Below are 16,961 nucleotides of genomic sequence, written 5' to 3'. Positions count from 1 at the left end.
CTATTCTCACCCGGCCCGTACCGGGCCTGATGTCCACGCCACGCAGACACCGGTTCTCGGAGGGTGCAGGGTTCGACGACCCGTACGAGGGGTTCGACCTCGACCGCGAATCCACACCGACCGACCCAGTGCTCGTGGACCCGGCCGACGACCACGCTCTCACCGACATCCTCGACCCCGAGCAGGTCGTCCCGGCGGACGTGGACCTCGACGCACTGCTGGCGGTGGGCGTCGAGTACTTCGCCATCGAGCAGTACGAGCAGGCGCTGGACGCCTTCGCGCGGGTGGTCCGGTTCGCCCCCGAGGACTCCGACGTCGCACAGGAGGCGTGGGTGAACGCGGGCGTCGCCCACGGCCAGCTAGAGGAGTACGACGAGGCCGTCGGCGCGTATCTCGAAGCCATCCGCCTCGGCGACGACACCGAACACGCCGCCACCGCCGAGACGAACCTCGCGTACGCGCTGTGGGCGATGGGCGACAGTTCCCGGCCCCTCGAACACGCCGAACGCGCCGTCGAACTCGACTCGCGGTCGGCCCACGCGTGGTACAACCTCGGCTTCCTCTACAACGAACGCGGCCTCTGGGAGTTCGCGCTGGAGGCACTCGACACTGCACTCTCCCTCGGCCTGCGCCCGAACTGGGTGAAGGAGGAACGTCAGCGCGCGCTGGACGGCGTCGAGGAACTCCGGGAGCGCCGCGAGACGGACCGCGAGGACGGGACCGAGTCGCCCGCCGAACGCGAACGGACCCGCGGGGACCGAGTCGCAGGCGACTGACCCCGGACCGCTCCGAAATCAGGCGGCTCAGAGTTCGTACGCCCGTATCCGGCCCCCACCGGTGACGACGACGGCCGTCCCGGCACGTGCCGTCGCTCGGCGGTCGGTCCGCCACTCCACTACCGCACACCTCGTTCGGGGACCATGGACGACGGTTACGAACTCGGACTAATAACCTCGTCGTCAACTCGTGTCGATTCGCCCGAAGCGACCGACTTTACCCCCGTCCGCCCCACGAGTGGACTATGAGCGCGACCCACATCGAGGCGCTGCGCGAGGCGGCCGCCGACGGCGTGGCACTCGACGGCCTGCACGTCTCGTTCGACGGCGACGCCTACGTCTTCGAGACGCCCGAGGAGCGCCACGAGGACCTCTCGGCCGAGGCGTTCCGCGAGGCCGCCGCCGCGAACCACGAGTACGTCTCCAACTGGTACGTCTGGTCGGTCCCCGAACGGACCGCCGACCGCCGGGCGTTCCTCCGGTGGGCCGAGATGGCCGACGAGCACCCCGTGCCCGAGCGATACGAGGCGCTCCACGAGGGTATCGAGCGGACGTGGGGCGAACTGCTCGTCACCGTCTCGCTGGACGAGGACGACGGCCGCACCTACGACCTGCGCCACGAGGACGACGCGGACCACGACCCGACGGCCCTCGACGCGCACCGCGACCCTCTCGACGCCCGCCACCTCGCCACGGAGGACGAGGACGGGCGCTACCGCCCGCTGAAGACCGCCCCTTCGCTCCGGTCGGGATGGGTGTTCCCGGACCTCTCCGGGGCCGAACTCGTCCGAGCGGTGGACTTCTTCTACCCTGCGACGGTCGCCAACTGGCACCGCGAGCGCGAGGGTGAACTGGACGTGACCCACTGGCAGGAGACCGCAGAGCGCCAGACGGGCATCTACGACATCATCGACGAACTCCACCCCGAGGCCGTCGAGTGGGTCGCCCAGACCTGCTGTGTCGACTCGCAGTGTCTCAAGCGCCGCCAGTGGGACCTGAACGAGGACCACGAACTCGACGCGCCCCGAGGGGACAGCGAGTTCCCCTGCCGCGAACCGTGTTCGCTGGTCGTCGCCGCCGCGCGCAAGTGGACCACGCTCGAACGCGAGGAGGCCCGCGAGTACTCCTTCGAACTCACGCCGAGCGAGAAAGAGCAGGTAGAGGACATCATCGACGCCGTCGCGGACGGCCGGACCGACGAGATTCGGGAGGCGGACGTCTACGAGGGGGCGAACCGCTACCGGACGCGCTTCCTGCGTGCGAAGCGCTTCGACGAGGACGGGAACCTGTGTGGGGTGAAGACCGAGGACTAGCGCGGTTCGGAGGACCCGAAGGGTCCGAGAACCGCGGACAACCGAGCGGGGAGCGTACGCGACCCGCGAGGACTAGCGCGGTTCGGAGCGAACGGCGGAGTCGTGAGTGAGAACCTCCGAAATCCGAGGGCACACCCGTCAACAGGCTGATATCCTCACGCGTCGTATCTCGTCGGTGATGAACCACTCCGAGGACGGCCGCGTCGTCGTCCTCACCGGCGCGAACGAGGGTATCGGCTACCACATGCTGCGAACGCTGCTCGAGGACGGCTACCGGGTGGCCGCCCTCGACGTGGACGGGGCGAACCTCCAGTCCCTCCGGGACCGGTTCCCGGAGCGGGTCCGGTTCTTCGAGTGCGACGTGACCGTCGACGGGGACGTGACGACTGCAATCGAGGGCGTCCTCGACGAGTGGGGACACGTCGACGTCCTCGTCAACAACGCGGCGGTGTTCACCTTCGCGCCGTTCGCCACGCAGACCATCGAGGACACGCGCCGCGAGTTCGAGGTGAACTACTTCGGCTACGTCCGGACCATCCGTGCGGTCCTGCCGCACATGCGCGAGCGCGGGGAGGGCATCGTCCACAACGTGAGTTCCGGAGCGGGACTGGTGGGGCACCCCGGACTCTCCGGGTACGCCTCCACGAAGGGGGCGGTCGAGGCGCTCGTGCGTACCCTTCGGCTGGAACTCCAGCACGAGGACGTCCACTGTACGGTGATGCACCCGGCGCTGTCGAACACCCGGTCTACGGCCCGACTCGGCTACCCCGAGTCGCTGCTGAGCGACCCCGCCGACGTGGGCCGGAACCTCGCGAAGCAGATCGAGTCGACCGACGGGTTCATCGCGGCCGACCTGAAGACGAGACTGGGACTGGCGCTCTCCCGGCGGTTCCCGTCGCTCGTGCGGCGCGGGACCGCGCGGTTCGTGGAGGTGAGCGGGACGACCGCCGAGTCGCTGGAACAGCGGGAGTAGGCGGCGACCCCCTCGGTTCGACCGACCCGGAACCGTGACGACCGGGCGACAGTTCATCCCCGCCGACCGCGTCCCTCTGCGCACGGTGCGTTCCGACACTGGCCGGATGGTCGCCGACATCGACGGGAGCCTCGGGTGTACGTCGACGGGATGCGACTCAACAGACTCCGGGCCGTCCGCGAGTGGGTCGCCGCGGGGCGGAAACTCGCCGCGATGTTCGAGCGACTGGAGGCGGACCCGGACAGCGGCTTCCTGGGCTACCAGCCGGCGTTCATGGGCCTGCGAACCGGCGCGGCCATCCAGTACTGGCGGTCGCTGGCGGACCTGAAGCGCTTCGCGAACGACCCGGACGGCCTCCACGTCCCGGCGTGGACGTGGTACGAGGACGAGGGAGACGAGGGCGGCGGCGTCGGCTTCTGGACCGAACTGTACGTCGTCGAGGCCGGAAGCTACGAGACGTTCTTTCGCAACATCTCCGACGTGGGACTGGGGGTGCCGTGGGCGTCGTCCCCCGCACCGACCGGGAGCGGCGTCTCAGCCTGTCCGAGGACGGCACGCCCCACCCGGTCGATGGCGGGACAGGTCGTCGGCGGGACGGGTAGCGAGGGGTCGCTACTCCCGACTGAGCGCCACGTAGGCGGCGGCGACGACGGCCGTCAGCACCGCGAGCGCACCGAGGACCATCGCGGCGGTGCCGTCGACGGCGAGCGTCGAGAGCGCGAGGACGACGGCGACCCCGCCGAGGGCGAGGACGGGAAGCCGCTCCGTCCCGCCGAACGACTCCAGCGGGTCGGGTTCCTCGCGGGGCGCGGGGTTCGACAGCGACTCGTCGACCTCCACGCTGGGCTTTTCGCGTTCCTGCGGACCCACGTCGACGGTGACTCGTTCGGTCGTCCCGCCGTGGGCCGTCGTCACCTCCAGCGTCCCGGAGGCGCGCGCGCCGTCCGCGACGGCGACGTGGACGACCTGGATGTCGTCTCTCGTGATGTAGTGGTGACTCCCCTCGAGGGCGGCCACCGCCGAGAGGTCGTCGTCGAGGTGGAGGTAGACGTGGGCGGCCTCGCCGTGGTTCTTCAGACGCACGTCGAAGCTCTCGCTGGTCTCGAACGTAGCGGGGACGGACAGCGTGTGCAGTCCGTCCTGGTTCAGGTCGACGACGAGGCTTCCGGTCACGGGCAGTAGGGTGGGGGGTGGTGGTGAAAAAGCTCTAGGCCCTCAGGCCGGCGCGCCGTCACGCATGTCCGGCGGGAGGAGGTTGGGGATGCCGTCCTCGATGGGGTACTCCTCACCGCACTCGGTACAGACGAGTCGACCCTCCAGCACCTCGTTCTCGTCGCGCCGGACGACTTCGAGTTCGAGGTCCTGCTTGTCCAGCGGACAGCAGAGGATATCCATCAGGGATTCCTTCATACCCCGAAATCGGGGCATCCCGTCAAAAGCGTGCCGGGTCGGTCGCTCGGCCGGAGCGGGTCAGAAGGGGTTCTCGACGACGACGGTTTCGTCGCGGCCGGGACCGACGCCGACGGCATAGATGGGCGTGTCGAGTTCGTCGCTGATGTACTCGAGGAAGGTGCGCGCGTTCTCGGGGAGGGCGTCGTAGCCCTCCTCGGCGACGGCGGCCCAGTCGACGGCCTCCCAGCCGTCGAACTCGCGGTAGGTGGCCGTACAGCGACCCCACTGCTCGGTGGTCGCGGGCATCGAGCGTCGTTCCTCGCCGTCCATCTCGTAGGCGTGGCCGACCTTCACGGGGTCCAGTCCGGCGAGCACGTCGAGGTGGTTGACGGCGAGGCCCGTAAAGCCGTTCGCGCGGGCCGCGTGGCGGAGCATGGGCATGTCCAGCCACCCGACGCGGCGCGGGCGACCCGTGACGGTGCCGTACTCGCCGCCCTCGTCGCGGATGTAGGTGGCGATCTCCTCGGCCTCGTCGCTCGTGTCGCCGCCGTCCTCGGGCGTCTGTCCCTCGACGTGACCCATCTCGGTCGGGAGGGGACCGGTGCCGACTCGCGAGAGGTACGCCTTCACGATGCCGACGACCTCGCCCTGCCCGACGACGGTGGGACCGAGACCGGTGCCCGTCGAGGCCCCGCCCGCGGTGGGGTTCGAGGAGGTGACGTAGGGGTAGATGCCGTGGTCGATGTCGATGGAGGTGCCCTGTGCGCCCTCCATCATCACGTCGTCCCCGGCCTCGAGTCGGTCGTCGAGGAAGGCCCCGCAGTCGACGGCCATGCCCTCCTCGGCGATTCGCTCGCCGTAGGTACGGTACCGCTCGAAGAGGGTCTCGACGTCGAACGCGCCGTCGAGTTCGGGGTCGTCGGGGTCGCCGCCGAACACCTCGGAGTAGAGCGCGCGCTTCTGCGGGACGACGTACTCCAGTCGCTGGCGCAGGACATCGGCGTCCAGCAGGTCGCCGACGCGGATGCCGCGGCGACCGGCCTTGTCCTCGTAGGTGGGGCCGATGCCGCGCCCGGTGGTGCCCGCCGCGAGGTCCTCCTTCTCGGCCTCCTCGATGCCGTCGAGGACGCGGTGGTACGGGAGGATGACGTGGGCGCGTTCGGCGACGCGCACGTCGGGGTCCAGTCCGCGCTCTGCGAGTGCGTCGACCTCCTCGAACAGCGTCTCGGGGTTGACGACACAGCCGTTGCCCAGCACGCCCGTCTTGCCCCGGACCGCGCCGCTCGGAACCAGCGAGAGCTTGTACGTCTCGTCGCCGTGGACGACGGTGTGGCCGGCGTTGTCGCCGCCCTGATAGCGGACGACCACGTCGGCGCTGTCGCCGTAGAGGTCGACGATACCGCCTTTCCCCTCGTCGCCGAGTTGCGACCCGACGATAGTGACAGTCATCGCGCGCACCTTCCGAGTCGCGGGCCATACCCGTTACGATACGGAACCTTGTGGACTCCTGCCACAACTGTTATATCCTCTCCGCGGGAACGCATTGCCACGCTCCTTCCGGCGAAACGGACAGCAACTCTTAAATGCTGCAAACACAAGTTAACAATTGCCATGATAGACCGACTTGAGAAGGAAGTCGACATGCTCGAGCGCCATCTTCAGGTTCTGAAGATGGTCATCGAGAACGAGCCCATCGGCATCGTCAAGATGTCCAACGAGACGGGCTACCCGCATCACAAGGTTCGCTACTCGCTGCGCGTCCTCGAAGAGGAGAACCTCATCGAACCCTCCAGCCAGGGTGCCATCACGACGGAGACCACCTCGGAGTTCGTCTCCGACCTCGACGGCAAGGTCGACGAGATCATCGACAAGCTGGAGGGAATGAAGATAGACGAGATGGCGGAAATCGAATCCTGAACGGCTGATACTGCAGTTCGAACGACTCCTACAGCTCCGGTACGGTGACGTGGAAGCGGCGTTCTCTCGCCTCCACGAGACAGAGGTGGTAGCCCCGCTTGCGGGTCACGCGCACGTAGCTCGCGCGCTTGCCGCCACCGAGGAACCCGCCGCTTGCGGTCACCTCGTCGGCCAGTTCGAGCGCGCCCGGGTCGAAGAAACTCGACGCGACGAGGAACGCCCCCGCGAACCCGTCGTGGACCGACGCCACCTCGTTCGCACTCGTCAGCAGCGCCTCCATCTCCTCGGCGGTCGCCGGGTTCCGGGAGTCGTGGAGGTCGACGCAGACCAGCGGGTTCCCGAGGCGGTCGCGACAGACCACGTCGAAGTCGACGGAGCCGTCCTCCACGTCGACCGACCCGTGGAGTTCCGCGCGGTCGACGTCCGGGACCACGTCGTAGAGCGCCCGGAGCGCGTCGGCGTGGCCCGTCTCGCGCACCTCGAACAGCAGGTCGCGGACGAACCAGTCGACGAACTCGTGTTCGAGCGTCGTCGGCAGGAACGCCTCGAAGGGCGACCCGTCGACGGCCACCGCCTCGCCGTCGAACCGGGTGTGGTGTTCGAGGTCGAGGTTCGCCCGCACCGCGTCCCGGTTGTCCGCACCCGCGTGGGCGTCCGAGAGAGTGGCGTCGCCGCGCGACCCGTAGCGCACGAACAGGTCCGTGTCCGCCAGCGCGGCCGCCGGTGTCAGGTGCTGGAGGGCAGCCTCGGATGTCCCCTCGGGGGCCGTCGCGCCCTCTGCCTCCAGTTCCTCGATGCGGGCCTCGAACCGGGCGACGCGCTCTCTGAGTTCGTCGCGCTCGGCCGTGACCGCGTCACGTTCGTCGGCGACGCGGCGCATCTCGTCTTCGGTGTCTGCGAGGCGGCGCTCCAGCACCGTCGCGCGGTCGCGGGCCGCCTCCAGTTCGGCGGCGCGCGCGGTACTCCCCCCAGCCGCCGTCGCACCCGCGGCCTCGGCGTCCACCTCGTCCGCATCGGACGCCCGGAAGATGTCGTCGAGTTCCGTCGACCCGTCGGTGGGGGCCTCGGGGACCGACCCGTCCGGCGGTCCGGAGACGCCGTCGCCGTCCGCCCCGTCGAGCGACGGGGCGTCTGGAACGTCGGGCACGTCGGGTGCGGGCGTCCCGCGCACGTCGCGCACCGCGGGCGTCAGCCCTTCGGGGTGCGTGGGCGGGGCCGGCGTGTCGTCGTCCGCCTCGGCCTCCCCGGCGGGGTCGCTCGCCCCCGGCGCGTCGGGCCACTCGGGCCAGTCGGCCTCCGGGCCGGGCGTCGGGTCGCTCACCTCGGTCTCCGAGCGTCCCGCGTCCGGGGAGTCCGTCGTGGCCTCGCGCTCCCGATCGCCCAGCGCGTCCGCCGGGCGGGGCGAGTCACGCCCCGGCGACTCGGCCGTTCCGGCGTCCGTGGCACCGTCGACGGCCCCCGCCGCGTCGGCGTTCGACCGCTCGACGGGGAGCGGTTCGTCGGCCCCCTCCGCGTCCGGGGCGTCTCCCGACGGACCGCCGTCCGACGGGCCGGTGTCCGGCGACCTCGCGTCCGACGAGTCCGCGACGGACTGGTCGGCGTCTGCCGTCGTGCCGGCCGCGGCGGCAGACGCGCCGGCGGCCGGGGCGGTCGACTGCGTCGCGGCGGCGCGACCGGGCACGTCCCGGACGTCCAGCGTCGTCGCGGTGACGGTGTAGATGCCCACCTCGTCGCAGGCGCGGTCGAACGCCTCCTCGCCCGTCAGCAGGCGGTCGCTCTGTCCGACGAAGGCGGCGAACGCGGGGTCCCCGCCGTAGTAGGCGACGTAGTAGTCCCCACTGATGACGTTCTCCGAGAGTTCGACGTAGCCGGTGAAGCCGCCGTCGCGCAGCGTCTCGTGGACCGTCGAGAGCGGGGTCCGCCCGGTGTAGTACTGGCCGCGCTCCTCGCCCTCGGCGACGAACATCGAGAACAGGAGCGGTAGCGCGGCGTCGGGGGCGGTGTGGACGGTGCCGCTGGCCTCGGCGAAGTCCTCCAGTCGCCCCTCAGTGCCCACGCAGCGCCCGTTGAGCATGAACAGCCACGACCCGGCGGTGGAGACGGCCCCGGTGAACGACTCGCCCGCGAGTCGGTGGAGGCCCTCGTACCCCCCGGTGAGGGGCTGTGTCGGCCACGCGTCTATCTGGTCGGCGGTACGCGGTTGCATACCGGCCGCACGGACCCACCCATAAAATAGCTTGTATCTCTGTGTATAGTGAGTGTTCGGCGGAGTGCGGCCCGGCCGTCGGATTGAGGGGCTGAAGGGTGGAGAGGCGGAGAGGGCACTCGGCGGGCCGGCTCGCGCTGGCGAGGAGTCCGGTTCAGAGCTTCTGTTCGGCGTCGTCGGCGAGTTCCTGCATCCGCTTGGAGATGCGCCCCGCGTCCGAGAACTCGTCGTCACTCATCGCCGAGGCGAGGGCGTTACCGAGGACGAACACGGCGTGTTTGTGCTCGCTCTTGGACTTGTGGACGTCGTCGGGCGAGACGTCGAGTTCGTCGTAGGGGTCGAACAGGCTGGAGTCGACGCCGTCGACGCCGCGGAAGTACTCCATGATGGTCACCATCTGCTCGTGCAACTCCAGAAGCTCGTCTTTGTGCATACGCACGTTTACTCCGATGACTGTTTAAACGTAACGCGAATCCCGATACCGAGTGGCGCACCGGTGGGACCGACGCGCCGACGGCTGGTCGGTCCGAGGACGGCGAGAGAGAACGTGAGAACCGCGAGAGCGCGAGAACGGGGACCGCAGTAGCTCAGAAGACGTACTCGTCTTCGTGGCCCATCATGCCGTCGTCCTCGAACGTCCCCGGCTCCTCGTCGTCCATCGGGCCGCTGGTCTTGTACGCGCGAATCCCCGCAGCCAGGAGGTCCTCCATCGCTTCCTCCCGGTTCACGAACTCACCCTGCTCGATGAGCTGGGTGATCTGCATCTCCAGGTGCTCCGGGATAGTTATCTCTACTTTGGGCATTGATACACGTCGCTTTGACAGTCCAGTATTTAACTCTACCGGCCAAAGTTTGCCCAACGGAAAACACACTATCTCGGCTGGAAAACTTTTCTTCTGTGAGACGACACGGAGGTTCTCGGAAGACAAATCCGGCCGCGCGTTGGAGTCGGTACGCCTACGGTCGCCGCGGTCCACCGTCCCCCATGAGCGTCCGCGACGTGACGAACCTGTACGAGGAGTTCGGCGAGGAGCGACTGCCGCCGGGCCAGCGCGAGACGTCCCGGTTCCCCGTGCTCTCGAAGAGCGGCACGCCCTCGTGGTCCCCCGAGACGTGGGAGTTCGAGGTGTGGGGCGCAGTCGAGGAGCCGCGGTCGTTCTCGCTCGACGAGTTCCGCGACCTGCCGAGCGAGACGCAGAGACAGGACTTCCACTGCGTGACCGGGTGGAGCCGGTTCGACAACCTGTTTACGGGCGTCACCTTCCCGACGCTCGCCGAGCACGTCGGCGTCCGCGACGACGCCACGCACGTCATGTTCCACGGGTTCGACGACTACACGACGGACCTCTCGCTCGACACCTGCATGCGCGAGGAGGTCGTGTTCACGTGGGAACTCGACGGCGAACCACTGCCAGACGACCACGGCGGCCCCGTGCGCGTCGTCACGCCCCACCGCTACGCCTACAAGGGCGCGAAGTGGGTCGACGGCGTCGAGTTCCTCACCGAGAAGGAACTGGGCTACTGGGAGAAGCGGGGCTACTCGGACACGGCGAACCCGTGGAACGAGGAGCGCTACAGCTGACCGGGAAGGATAGTCTCAAGGGCGGTCGGACCCGATTGGACGACAATGGAATCCGCGCGTAGCGGGGGCGTGACCGCCGGGGTACGGGCGGACACCACGCTGGTGAGTCGCACCTGTGAGGTCCCCGACGTCTCCTACCGAGCCTTTCTCGCCGCACAGCCGGTCCCGCGCATCCACTGGAGCGCCCCCGACGGCCTCGAAATCGCCGGCGGCGGAGCCGCCGCGCGGCTGGTCGCGGAGGGCCCCGGCCGGTTCGAGGCGCTCCGCGAGGACGCGGCCGCACTGTTCTCGGACCTCGACGTCGACGGCCCCCACGCGGCCCGGCCGCGCCTCGTCGGCGGCGCGGCGTTCAACGAGCGACACGCCGACGCGCCGCCGTGGGCCGGGTTTCCGGCGGCGCTGTTCGTCCTCCCGCGTGTCCAGTTGGTCCGCACCGACGAGACCACCTACCTGACCGTCTCCGCGTTCGACCCCGAGGAGGGCCCCGGGGAGGTGGCGGCCTCGCTCGAGGCCATCCGCGAGCGAATCGCCGACCTCCCGGCGATGGCCCCGCGCGGCGTCGCGCCGGGGGTGCGAGCGACCCACCACCGCACGCCGGAGGCCGAGTGGAAGGCGCAGGTCCGGGCGGCCGCCGACCGCATCGCCGACGGCGAACTGGAGAAGGTGGTCCTCGCGCTGGCGCTCGCCGTCGATCTGGAAGAACCCGTCGACGCGCCGAGCGTCCTCGAACGGCTCCGACGCACGTACCCCGAGTGTTACCGCTTCCTCGTCCAGCCGACCGAGGCGGCGGCCTTCTTCGGCGCGCCCCCCGAGCGACTGGTCGCCCTCGACGGCCGCGAGGTCAGGACCGAGGCGCTCGCGGGGTCGGTCGCCCGCGGGGACACTCCCGAGGAGGACGCCGACCTCGCCGCCTCCCTGCTGGAGAGCGAGAAACTCCAGCACGAACAGCGCCTCGTCGTCGACGCCATCTGCGAGCAACTCGACCCGCTCGGCGAGGTGCGGGAGGGCGACCAGGGCGTCCACCGACTGGCGACCATCCAGCACCTCCGGACGCCCATCGAGGCGACGCTCTCCGGGGAGGGCCACGTCCTCGACATCGTGGAGGCGCTCCACCCCACGCCCGCCGTCGGCGGCCTCCCGCCCGACACCGCGTGGGACGTCATCCGCGAGACGGAGACGTTCGAGCGGGGCTGGTACGCCGCCCCGCTCGGCTGGTTCGACGCGGACGGGAACGGCGAGTTCGCCGTCGCCATCCGCTCGGGCGTCGCGGGCGACCGCTCGGCCACGCTGTTCGCGGGCAACGGCATCGTCGGGGACTCCGACCCCGACGCGGAGTGGGAGGAGGTCCAGCTCAAGTACCGGCCCGTCCTCGACGAGTTGCGCCGCCGATGAGCGGCCCCGACCCGTTCCCCAACCGCAACACGCTGTGGGGCCACGTCGTCGCCGACGAACTGGCGAAGGCGGGCGTCGACGCCGCCTGTCTCGCGCCGGGAAGTCGGTCGACGCCGCTGACGATGGCGCTCACCGCCCACGAGGCCGTCGAGACCTACTCGCACCTCGATGAGCGCTCGGCGGCGTTCTTCGCGCTGGGTCGGGCGAAGCGAACCGGGAGGCCGACGCCGCTGGTCTGTACGTCGGGGACGGCCGCCGTCAACTTCCACCCCGCCGTCGTGGAGGCTCACCAGTCGCGCGTGCCGATGCTCCTGCTCACCGCCGACAGGCCGCCCGTCCTCCGGGACTCGGGGGCGAACCAGACCATCGACCAGGAGAAGCTGTACGGCGACTCGGTGCGGGCCTACCGCACGCTCCCGGAACCCGCGGCCGACGACCGGAAGCTCCGGTCGCTCCGGGTCGCCCTCGCGCGCGCCGTGGCGACGTCGACGGGGACGGAACCGGGACCCGTCCACCTGAACGTCCCCTTCGAGAAGCCCCTCGAACCCACGCCTGTCCCGGGAGACGTGCCCGAGGGGTTCGCCGAGGACCACCCCCTCGCCGTCGAGGGGCGTGACGGGCCGTTCGTCCGCGTCGCGCGGGGGAGGCCGGCGCTGGACCCCACCGACCGCGCGTCGCTGGTGTCGGCCGTCGAGGGCGCCGACCGGGGCCTCGTCGTCGCCGGGCCGGAGAGTCGGCTGTCGAGCGAGGCGCTCGGGTCGCTGGCGTCGGCGACGGGCTTTCCCGTCCTCGCGGACCCGCTCTCCGGCGCGCGGTTCGGCCCGCACGTCGCGGGCGCGACGGTCTGTGGCGGTTACGACTCGTACCTCGCGGGCGTGGAGGCGGCCCCCGACCTCGTCGTCCGGTTCGGCGCTTCCCCCACCTCGAAGACGGCCCGGCACTACCTGCGCGACTCGGGGGCGCGCCAGTTCGTCGTGGACCCCGCGGGCCGGTGGCGGGAGGCGACGTTCACCGCGACGGACCTCGTCGTCGCCGACGAGAACCGGGTCGCGCGGGCGCTGGCGGGAGCGGTCGACCACCCCGGCGGGGACGCGTGGCGCGAGCGGTTCGCGGGCTACGAGCGGCGATACTGGGACACGGTCGACGAGGACGGGACGCTCTTCGAGGGGTCGGTTCTGGGGACGGTGGCGGGCCTCGCGCCCGACCCGTCGACGCTGTTCGTCTCGAACTCCATGCCCGTCCGCGACCTCGACCGGTTCTCCGAACCTCGGACGGCCGACGTGACCGCGCTGGCCAACCGGGGGGCGTCGGGCATCGACGGCATCACCTCGACGGCCCTCGGCGCGGGAAGCGCCACCGACGACCCCCTGATTCTCGTCACGGGCGACCTCGCGTACTACCACGACACGAACGGGTTGCTCGCCGTCGCGCGCTGTGGCGTGGACGCGACTATCGTCCTCGTGAACAACGACGGCGGCGGCATCTTCCACCTCCTCCCGGTGGAGGCGTTCGACCCGCCCTTCACCGACTACTTCCGGACGCCGCACGGTCTCGACTTCTCGCCGACGGCGGAACTCTACGGGCTGGAGTTCGCCCGCGTCGACTCGCTGTCGGCGTTCCGCGAGGCGTACACCACCTCCCTCGAGAGCGAGGGGACGCAGGTGGTGGAGGTGGTCGTCGACGGCGAGACGTCACACCGACACCGCGAGGGGTTCCACGACCGGGCGGTGCGACGGACGACTGGCGAGGACTGAGAGAGCGAGGGAGCGACGGCGAGAGCGTCCTGACGGACGAGGTGCGCGAGGTCGACTGTCCGGGCGTGACGCTCAGTCGGTCGTGCTCGCCCCGCAGATGTCCGACCCGCCGAGGAGCGTCGGGGGGAGGTCGGCGAGGGGAACCGGCGGCGACTCGGTGAGGGTGACTTCGGTCGTCTCGCGGTCCCACTCGACGAACCCGGCGTCTTCGAGTTTCGGGAGGTGGACGTGGTGGAGCGATATCTCGATGGCCTGTCGGTCGCGGGCGGCGCCCGCTCGGCCCTCCGCCGGTTCGTTCCGGGCGATGGTCTCGACGATGTCGGCGAGGTACGCCTGGACCTCCCGGTCGAGGAACGCGAGTACCAGCCGACGGCGGTGACTCGCCAGGGTGTCGTAGACCGCGTCCCACTCGTCTGGCGTACGCCGGTCGGTCGACTCGGGAGTCTCGGTCACGCATCCACCGTTCGACTCTCCGAGCAACGCTGTTCGGCTTGTCAAATCATGCTACTTAAAACAACCCCCCGAAATATTGGGTGTGATATATTTTCACAGGGCGACCGACGAGAGGACCTTTCCCACCCCGCGGCGGATGCGTTCGGAGACGGCCTGCCGGGAGATGCCGAGGCCCGCGGCGAGGTCGTCGAGGGTCACGCCGCGCGGGACGTCGAAGTACCCGCCTTCGACCGCCCGGACCACTGCCTCGCGCTGTTCGTCGGTGAGGTCGAACTGGAAGCCGGCGCTGTCGCGGGCTTCGAGGGTGTACACCCGTTCGAGGGTGAACGAGATGTCGTGTCTCTGGCAGTAGTTGTGGAAGGCCGCCAGCCCCGAGTGGTCGTCGAATCGGATGCGGAAGAACCAGTCTCCGTCACCCTGCGCTTCGAGGATGGTTGCTCCGACCTCCGCGATACCGTAGATGAGGCTCTCTACCTCCTCGCTCCACTCGATCTTGTAGAGCGTCTGTCTCGTGAGTTCGTCGAGGGGGACGAGCGACCGGACGTACTCGCTGTTCCTGACCTCCCGTTCGAACGTCTTCCGGCCCTCGCCGACCGCCCAGAAGAACGGCATCACCCGCCGGGAGGCCGGCACCACTCGTTCGAGTTCGATACGTACCTCCGGGTCCGTCGCCAGCACCTCGCCCAGAACGAACTCCGCGCTGTCGATGCTGAACTCGGCGATGACGCTCATTCGGGAGAATCCGCGAGGGTAGGAGAAATACGTGCCGGTACTTCGGATGGTGGTCGGGCGACAGAATCGACCCTCGTGGGCCGACCCCGCCGACCGCTCACCCCGCGGCCGGGACGCCGTCCGCGCTCCCCGTCCCCCCGAGATGGCGTTCGACGAGCGCGAGACCCGTATCGAGGGCGACGGCGAGCAACGCGCCGGGAATCGCCCCCGCGAGCAGTTGAGCGGTGTTGAACAGTTTGATGCCGCCGATGACCCAGACGCCGAGGCCGCCCCCGCCGATGAAGAAGGCGAGGTAGGCCGTCCCGACGGTCAGGACGACGCTGGTCCGGATGCCGGCGAACACGACGGGCAGGGCGAGGGGAAAGCGGACGTCGCGGAGCACCTCCCACCGGGTCATCCCCATCCCGCGGGCGGCGTCGACCGTCTCCTCGTCGACGCTCTCCAGACCGGCGACGGTGTTCGTCAGCACGGGCAGCAGGGCGTACACCGTCAGCCCGACGAGCGACGGCAGGAAGCCGAGACCCAGCAGCGGGAAGACGAGCGCGATGACCGCCAGCGTCGGAATCGTCTGGGCGACGTTCCCGAGGTTCGAGACGACGCGGGAGACGCGCTCGTCCCACATCGCGGCGACGCCGAGGGGGACGGCGACGGCGACGGCCACCGTCTCCGAGACGAACACCAGCAGCAGGTGTTCGCGGAGCAGTTCGACGAACCGGTCGGGGTGGGAGACGAGAAAGGCCCACGTCGCCGCGAGCAGGTCGGCCAGTCCCATCAGACACCGCCCCGCTGCCACTCCCGGATGGCGGACTCGGTGACGACGCCGACCACCGACGCCTCCTCGACGACGGGCAGGGCGTCGACGTTCGCCTGGATGCACCGAGAGAGGGCGACCTGTGCGCTGTCGTCGGGCGTGACCGGAATCACCTCGCCCCCGTCGGCGACGACCCCTCGGTCGGCACGGAACGCCTCGACGACGTCCTCGTGTTCGTCGGGCACCTGCTCGGTCATCACCTCGCCGACGCGGAGGACGCGCAGGCGTTTGAGCGTCCGGTCGGGACCGACGAAGTCCTCGACGAACTTCGTCGCGGGGTCGTCCAGCAGGGCGCGCGGGGTGTCGTACTGGACGAGTTCGCCGCCGTTCATCACGGCGATGCGGTCGCCCATCTTCAGCGCCTCGTCGATGCTGTGGGTGACGAAGAGGATGGTCGTCTCGATGTCACGCTGGATGGCGAGGAACTCGTCTTGCAGTTCCTCGCGCGTGATGGGGTCGAGCGCGCCGAACGGTTCGTCCATCAGGAGGACGTCCGGGTCGGCCGCGAGTGCGCGGGCCACGCCGACTCGCTGGCGTTGCCCGCCGGAGAGTTCCGTCGGGTGGCTGTCGCGGTACTTTCCGGGGGGCAGGTCGACCAGTTCGAGCAGTTCGTCCACCCTGTCGTCGATGCGCTCGCGGTCCCAGCCCTTCAGGTCCGGGACGGTGGCGACGTTCTCCGCGACGGTCATGTGGTCGAACAGGCCGATGTCCTGGATGACGTACCCGATGTCCCGGCGGAGCGTCGTCGCGTCGAGGTCACGCACGTCCGTGCCGTCGTAGTGGACGGTCCCCTCGGTGGGTTCCTCGAGGCGGTTGACGAGTCGCATCGTCGTCGTCTTGCCGCACCCGGAGGGGCCGACCAGCACCGTCGTCGTCCCCTCCTCGACCGTGAAGTCGAGGCCCTTCACCGCGTGCGTGCCGTCGCTGTACCGTTTGTGGACGTCGTCGAATCGAATCATGGGAGTTTAGCGTGGAGTCCGCGGAGCGTTCGCGTCGCGAGGGTCGGGTCGACGGCCTCCCCGTTGCGGAGACGCAACCCCTCCTCGACGACGGCGAGCAGGTAGTCGAAGGCCAGTGCCAGCACGGAGAGGATTATCGTCGTGACGACGATCATCGCGGTGTCGCCGTCGGCGATGCCGTAGAAGATGAAGTCCCCGAGGCCGCCCCCACCGATGAACGCCCCGATGGCGGCGAGGCCGACGAGGATGACGACGGCGTTGCGGATGCCTGCCATCACGACGGGGAGCGCAACGGGCAGGCGGACCCGGCGGAGTCGCTGCCAGCGGGTCATCCCGAGACCCGTCCCGGCGTCGATGGCGGCACCGTCGGCCGACGTGAGACCCACGTACGTGTTCCGGACGACTGGCAACTGGGCGTAGGCCACGAGGGCGACGATGACCGGCGGGTTCCCGATGCCGAGGACGGGGATGAGCACGCCGAAGAGGGCGATGGCGGGTATCGTCATCAGGACGCCCGCTCCCCAGAGGACGACCGTCGCCAGTCGCTCGTCGTAGGTGCTGAGGACGCCCAGTCCCACGGCCAGCGGGAGGGCGACGACCAGCGTCTGGACGATCAGCAGGACGTGCTCGGCGAGCATCCGGAGCAGGCGAGCGTCGTTCTCCACCGTGAACTGGACGAGGTCGGCGAGGAAGCCGAGGAC

The 16,961-nt window shown here is 69.7% G+C and carries 18 protein-coding genes and 1 pseudogene; 8 read left to right on the top strand and 11 right to left on the bottom strand.

Annotated features, from left to right (window positions below):
* Positions 1 to 29: 29 nt before the first annotated feature.
* From NKG96_RS07555 to NKG96_RS21160, 4 genes and pseudogenes are all read left to right on the top strand, one after another.
* Positions 30 to 776, top strand: coding sequence for a tetratricopeptide repeat protein (locus NKG96_RS07555; protein ID WP_254537920.1), 747 nt, complete (start codon positions 30 to 32; stop codon positions 774 to 776).
* A gap of 245 nt (positions 777 to 1,021) precedes the next feature.
* The gene (locus NKG96_RS07550; RefSeq protein ID WP_254537919.1) at positions 1,022 to 2,089 is read left to right on the top strand and encodes a DR2241 family protein; all 1,068 of its coding nucleotides are present in this window, start codon (positions 1,022 to 1,024) and stop codon (positions 2,087 to 2,089) included.
* A gap of 178 nt (positions 2,090 to 2,267) precedes the next feature.
* A complete protein-coding gene (locus NKG96_RS07545; RefSeq protein ID WP_254537918.1) occupies positions 2,268 to 3,062 on the top strand; it encodes an SDR family NAD(P)-dependent oxidoreductase in 795 nt (264 codons plus the stop codon).
* Between the two features lie 150 nt (positions 3,063 to 3,212).
* Positions 3,213 to 3,491 (top strand): annotated as a pseudogene (locus NKG96_RS21160) (monooxygenase family protein); the annotation flags it as partial.
* A gap of 183 nt (positions 3,492 to 3,674) precedes the next feature.
* Here the strand turns inward: NKG96_RS21160 and NKG96_RS21155 are convergent.
* From NKG96_RS21155 to NKG96_RS07530, 3 genes are read right to left on the bottom strand one after another with little or no spacing between them, the layout of a single operon-like run.
* The gene (locus NKG96_RS21155; RefSeq protein ID WP_438267418.1) at positions 3,675 to 4,235 is read right to left on the bottom strand and encodes a DUF7524 family protein; all 561 of its coding nucleotides are present in this window, start codon (positions 4,233 to 4,235) and stop codon (positions 3,675 to 3,677) included.
* A 42-nt stretch (positions 4,236 to 4,277) separates the two neighbouring features.
* On the bottom strand, positions 4,278 to 4,472 hold the full coding sequence (locus NKG96_RS07535; protein ID WP_254537916.1) for a methytransferase partner Trm112: 195 nt from the start codon (positions 4,470 to 4,472) through the stop codon (positions 4,278 to 4,280).
* A 60-nt stretch (positions 4,473 to 4,532) separates the two neighbouring features.
* Positions 4,533 to 5,903, bottom strand: a complete 1,371-nt coding sequence (locus NKG96_RS07530) for an adenylosuccinate synthase (protein ID WP_254537915.1) — start codon at positions 5,901 to 5,903, stop codon at positions 4,533 to 4,535.
* A 162-nt stretch (positions 5,904 to 6,065) separates the two neighbouring features.
* Between NKG96_RS07530 and NKG96_RS07525 the strand changes: the two genes are divergently transcribed.
* Positions 6,066 to 6,371 carry a hypothetical protein gene (locus NKG96_RS07525; protein WP_254537914.1) on the top strand — a complete coding sequence of 102 codons (306 nt, stop codon included), beginning with the start codon at positions 6,066 to 6,068 and terminating at the stop codon, positions 6,369 to 6,371.
* A gap of 28 nt (positions 6,372 to 6,399) precedes the next feature.
* On the opposite strand, the gene NKG96_RS07520 is transcribed toward NKG96_RS07525, so the two are convergent.
* The 3 genes from NKG96_RS07520 to NKG96_RS07510 all read right to left on the bottom strand — a co-directional run bounded on the left by NKG96_RS07520 (position 6,400) and on the right by NKG96_RS07510 (position 9,380).
* Positions 6,400 to 8,577, bottom strand: a complete 2,178-nt coding sequence (locus tag NKG96_RS07520; RefSeq protein ID WP_254537913.1) for a DUF7527 domain-containing protein — start codon at positions 8,575 to 8,577, stop codon at positions 6,400 to 6,402.
* 154 nt (positions 8,578 to 8,731) lie between these two features.
* Positions 8,732 to 9,010, bottom strand: coding sequence for a UPF0058 family protein (locus tag NKG96_RS07515; RefSeq protein WP_254537912.1), 279 nt, complete (start codon positions 9,008 to 9,010; stop codon positions 8,732 to 8,734).
* 154 nt (positions 9,011 to 9,164) lie between these two features.
* Positions 9,165 to 9,380 (bottom strand): ribbon-helix-helix domain-containing protein, encoded by a 216-nt coding sequence (locus tag NKG96_RS07510; protein ID WP_254537911.1) that lies wholly within the window; start codon positions 9,378 to 9,380, stop codon positions 9,165 to 9,167.
* A 182-nt stretch (positions 9,381 to 9,562) separates the two neighbouring features.
* On the opposite strand from NKG96_RS07510, the gene NKG96_RS07505 reads away from it, so the two are divergent.
* The 3 genes from NKG96_RS07505 to menD are packed head-to-tail and all read left to right on the top strand — an operon-like array spanning position 9,563 to position 13,305.
* On the top strand, positions 9,563 to 10,159 hold the full coding sequence (locus tag NKG96_RS07505; protein ID WP_254537910.1) for a sulfite oxidase-like oxidoreductase: 597 nt from the start codon (positions 9,563 to 9,565) through the stop codon (positions 10,157 to 10,159).
* A gap of 45 nt (positions 10,160 to 10,204) precedes the next feature.
* The gene (locus tag NKG96_RS07500) at positions 10,205 to 11,551 is read left to right on the top strand and encodes an isochorismate synthase (protein ID WP_254537909.1); all 1,347 of its coding nucleotides are present in this window, start codon (positions 10,205 to 10,207) and stop codon (positions 11,549 to 11,551) included.
* Positions 11,548 to 13,305: a 2-succinyl-5-enolpyruvyl-6-hydroxy-3-cyclohexene-1-carboxylic-acid synthase gene (gene menD, locus NKG96_RS07495; RefSeq protein ID WP_254537908.1), complete on the top strand. Its 1,758-nt coding sequence runs from the start codon at positions 11,548 to 11,550 to the stop codon at positions 13,303 to 13,305. Before NKG96_RS07500 ends, menD begins: the two co-directional genes overlap by 4 nt.
* Before the next feature lie 72 nt (positions 13,306 to 13,377).
* On the opposite strand, the gene NKG96_RS07490 is transcribed toward menD, so the two are convergent.
* The 5 genes from NKG96_RS07490 to NKG96_RS07470 all read right to left on the bottom strand — a co-directional run bounded on the left by NKG96_RS07490 (position 13,378) and on the right by NKG96_RS07470 (position 16,898).
* Positions 13,378 to 13,758, bottom strand: coding sequence for a DUF7344 domain-containing protein (locus tag NKG96_RS07490; RefSeq protein WP_254537907.1), 381 nt, complete (start codon positions 13,756 to 13,758; stop codon positions 13,378 to 13,380).
* A gap of 93 nt (positions 13,759 to 13,851) precedes the next feature.
* The gene (locus NKG96_RS07485) at positions 13,852 to 14,490 is read right to left on the bottom strand and encodes a helix-turn-helix domain-containing protein (protein ID WP_254537906.1); all 639 of its coding nucleotides are present in this window, start codon (positions 14,488 to 14,490) and stop codon (positions 13,852 to 13,854) included.
* Between the two features lie 97 nt (positions 14,491 to 14,587).
* Positions 14,588 to 15,262, bottom strand: coding sequence for an ABC transporter permease (locus NKG96_RS07480; protein ID WP_254537905.1), 675 nt, complete (start codon positions 15,260 to 15,262; stop codon positions 14,588 to 14,590).
* On the bottom strand, positions 15,262 to 16,260 hold the full coding sequence (locus tag NKG96_RS07475) for an ABC transporter ATP-binding protein (RefSeq protein ID WP_254537904.1): 999 nt from the start codon (positions 16,258 to 16,260) through the stop codon (positions 15,262 to 15,264). Before NKG96_RS07475 ends, NKG96_RS07480 begins: the two co-directional genes overlap by 1 nt.
* Positions 16,257 to 16,898, bottom strand: coding sequence for an ABC transporter permease (locus NKG96_RS07470; RefSeq protein WP_368409296.1), 642 nt, complete (start codon positions 16,896 to 16,898; stop codon positions 16,257 to 16,259). Before NKG96_RS07470 ends, NKG96_RS07475 begins: the two co-directional genes overlap by 4 nt.
* Between the last annotated feature and the right edge of the window lie 63 nt (positions 16,899 to 16,961).

Origin of the sequence: Halomarina litorea, from assembly GCF_024227715.1 — an archaeon.
Classification (GTDB): Archaea; Halobacteriota; Halobacteria; order Halobacteriales; family Haloarculaceae; genus Halomarina; species Halomarina litorea.
The sequence above is the reverse complement of the archived record's forward strand: the minus strand, read 5'-3'. Positions and strand labels throughout refer to the sequence as shown.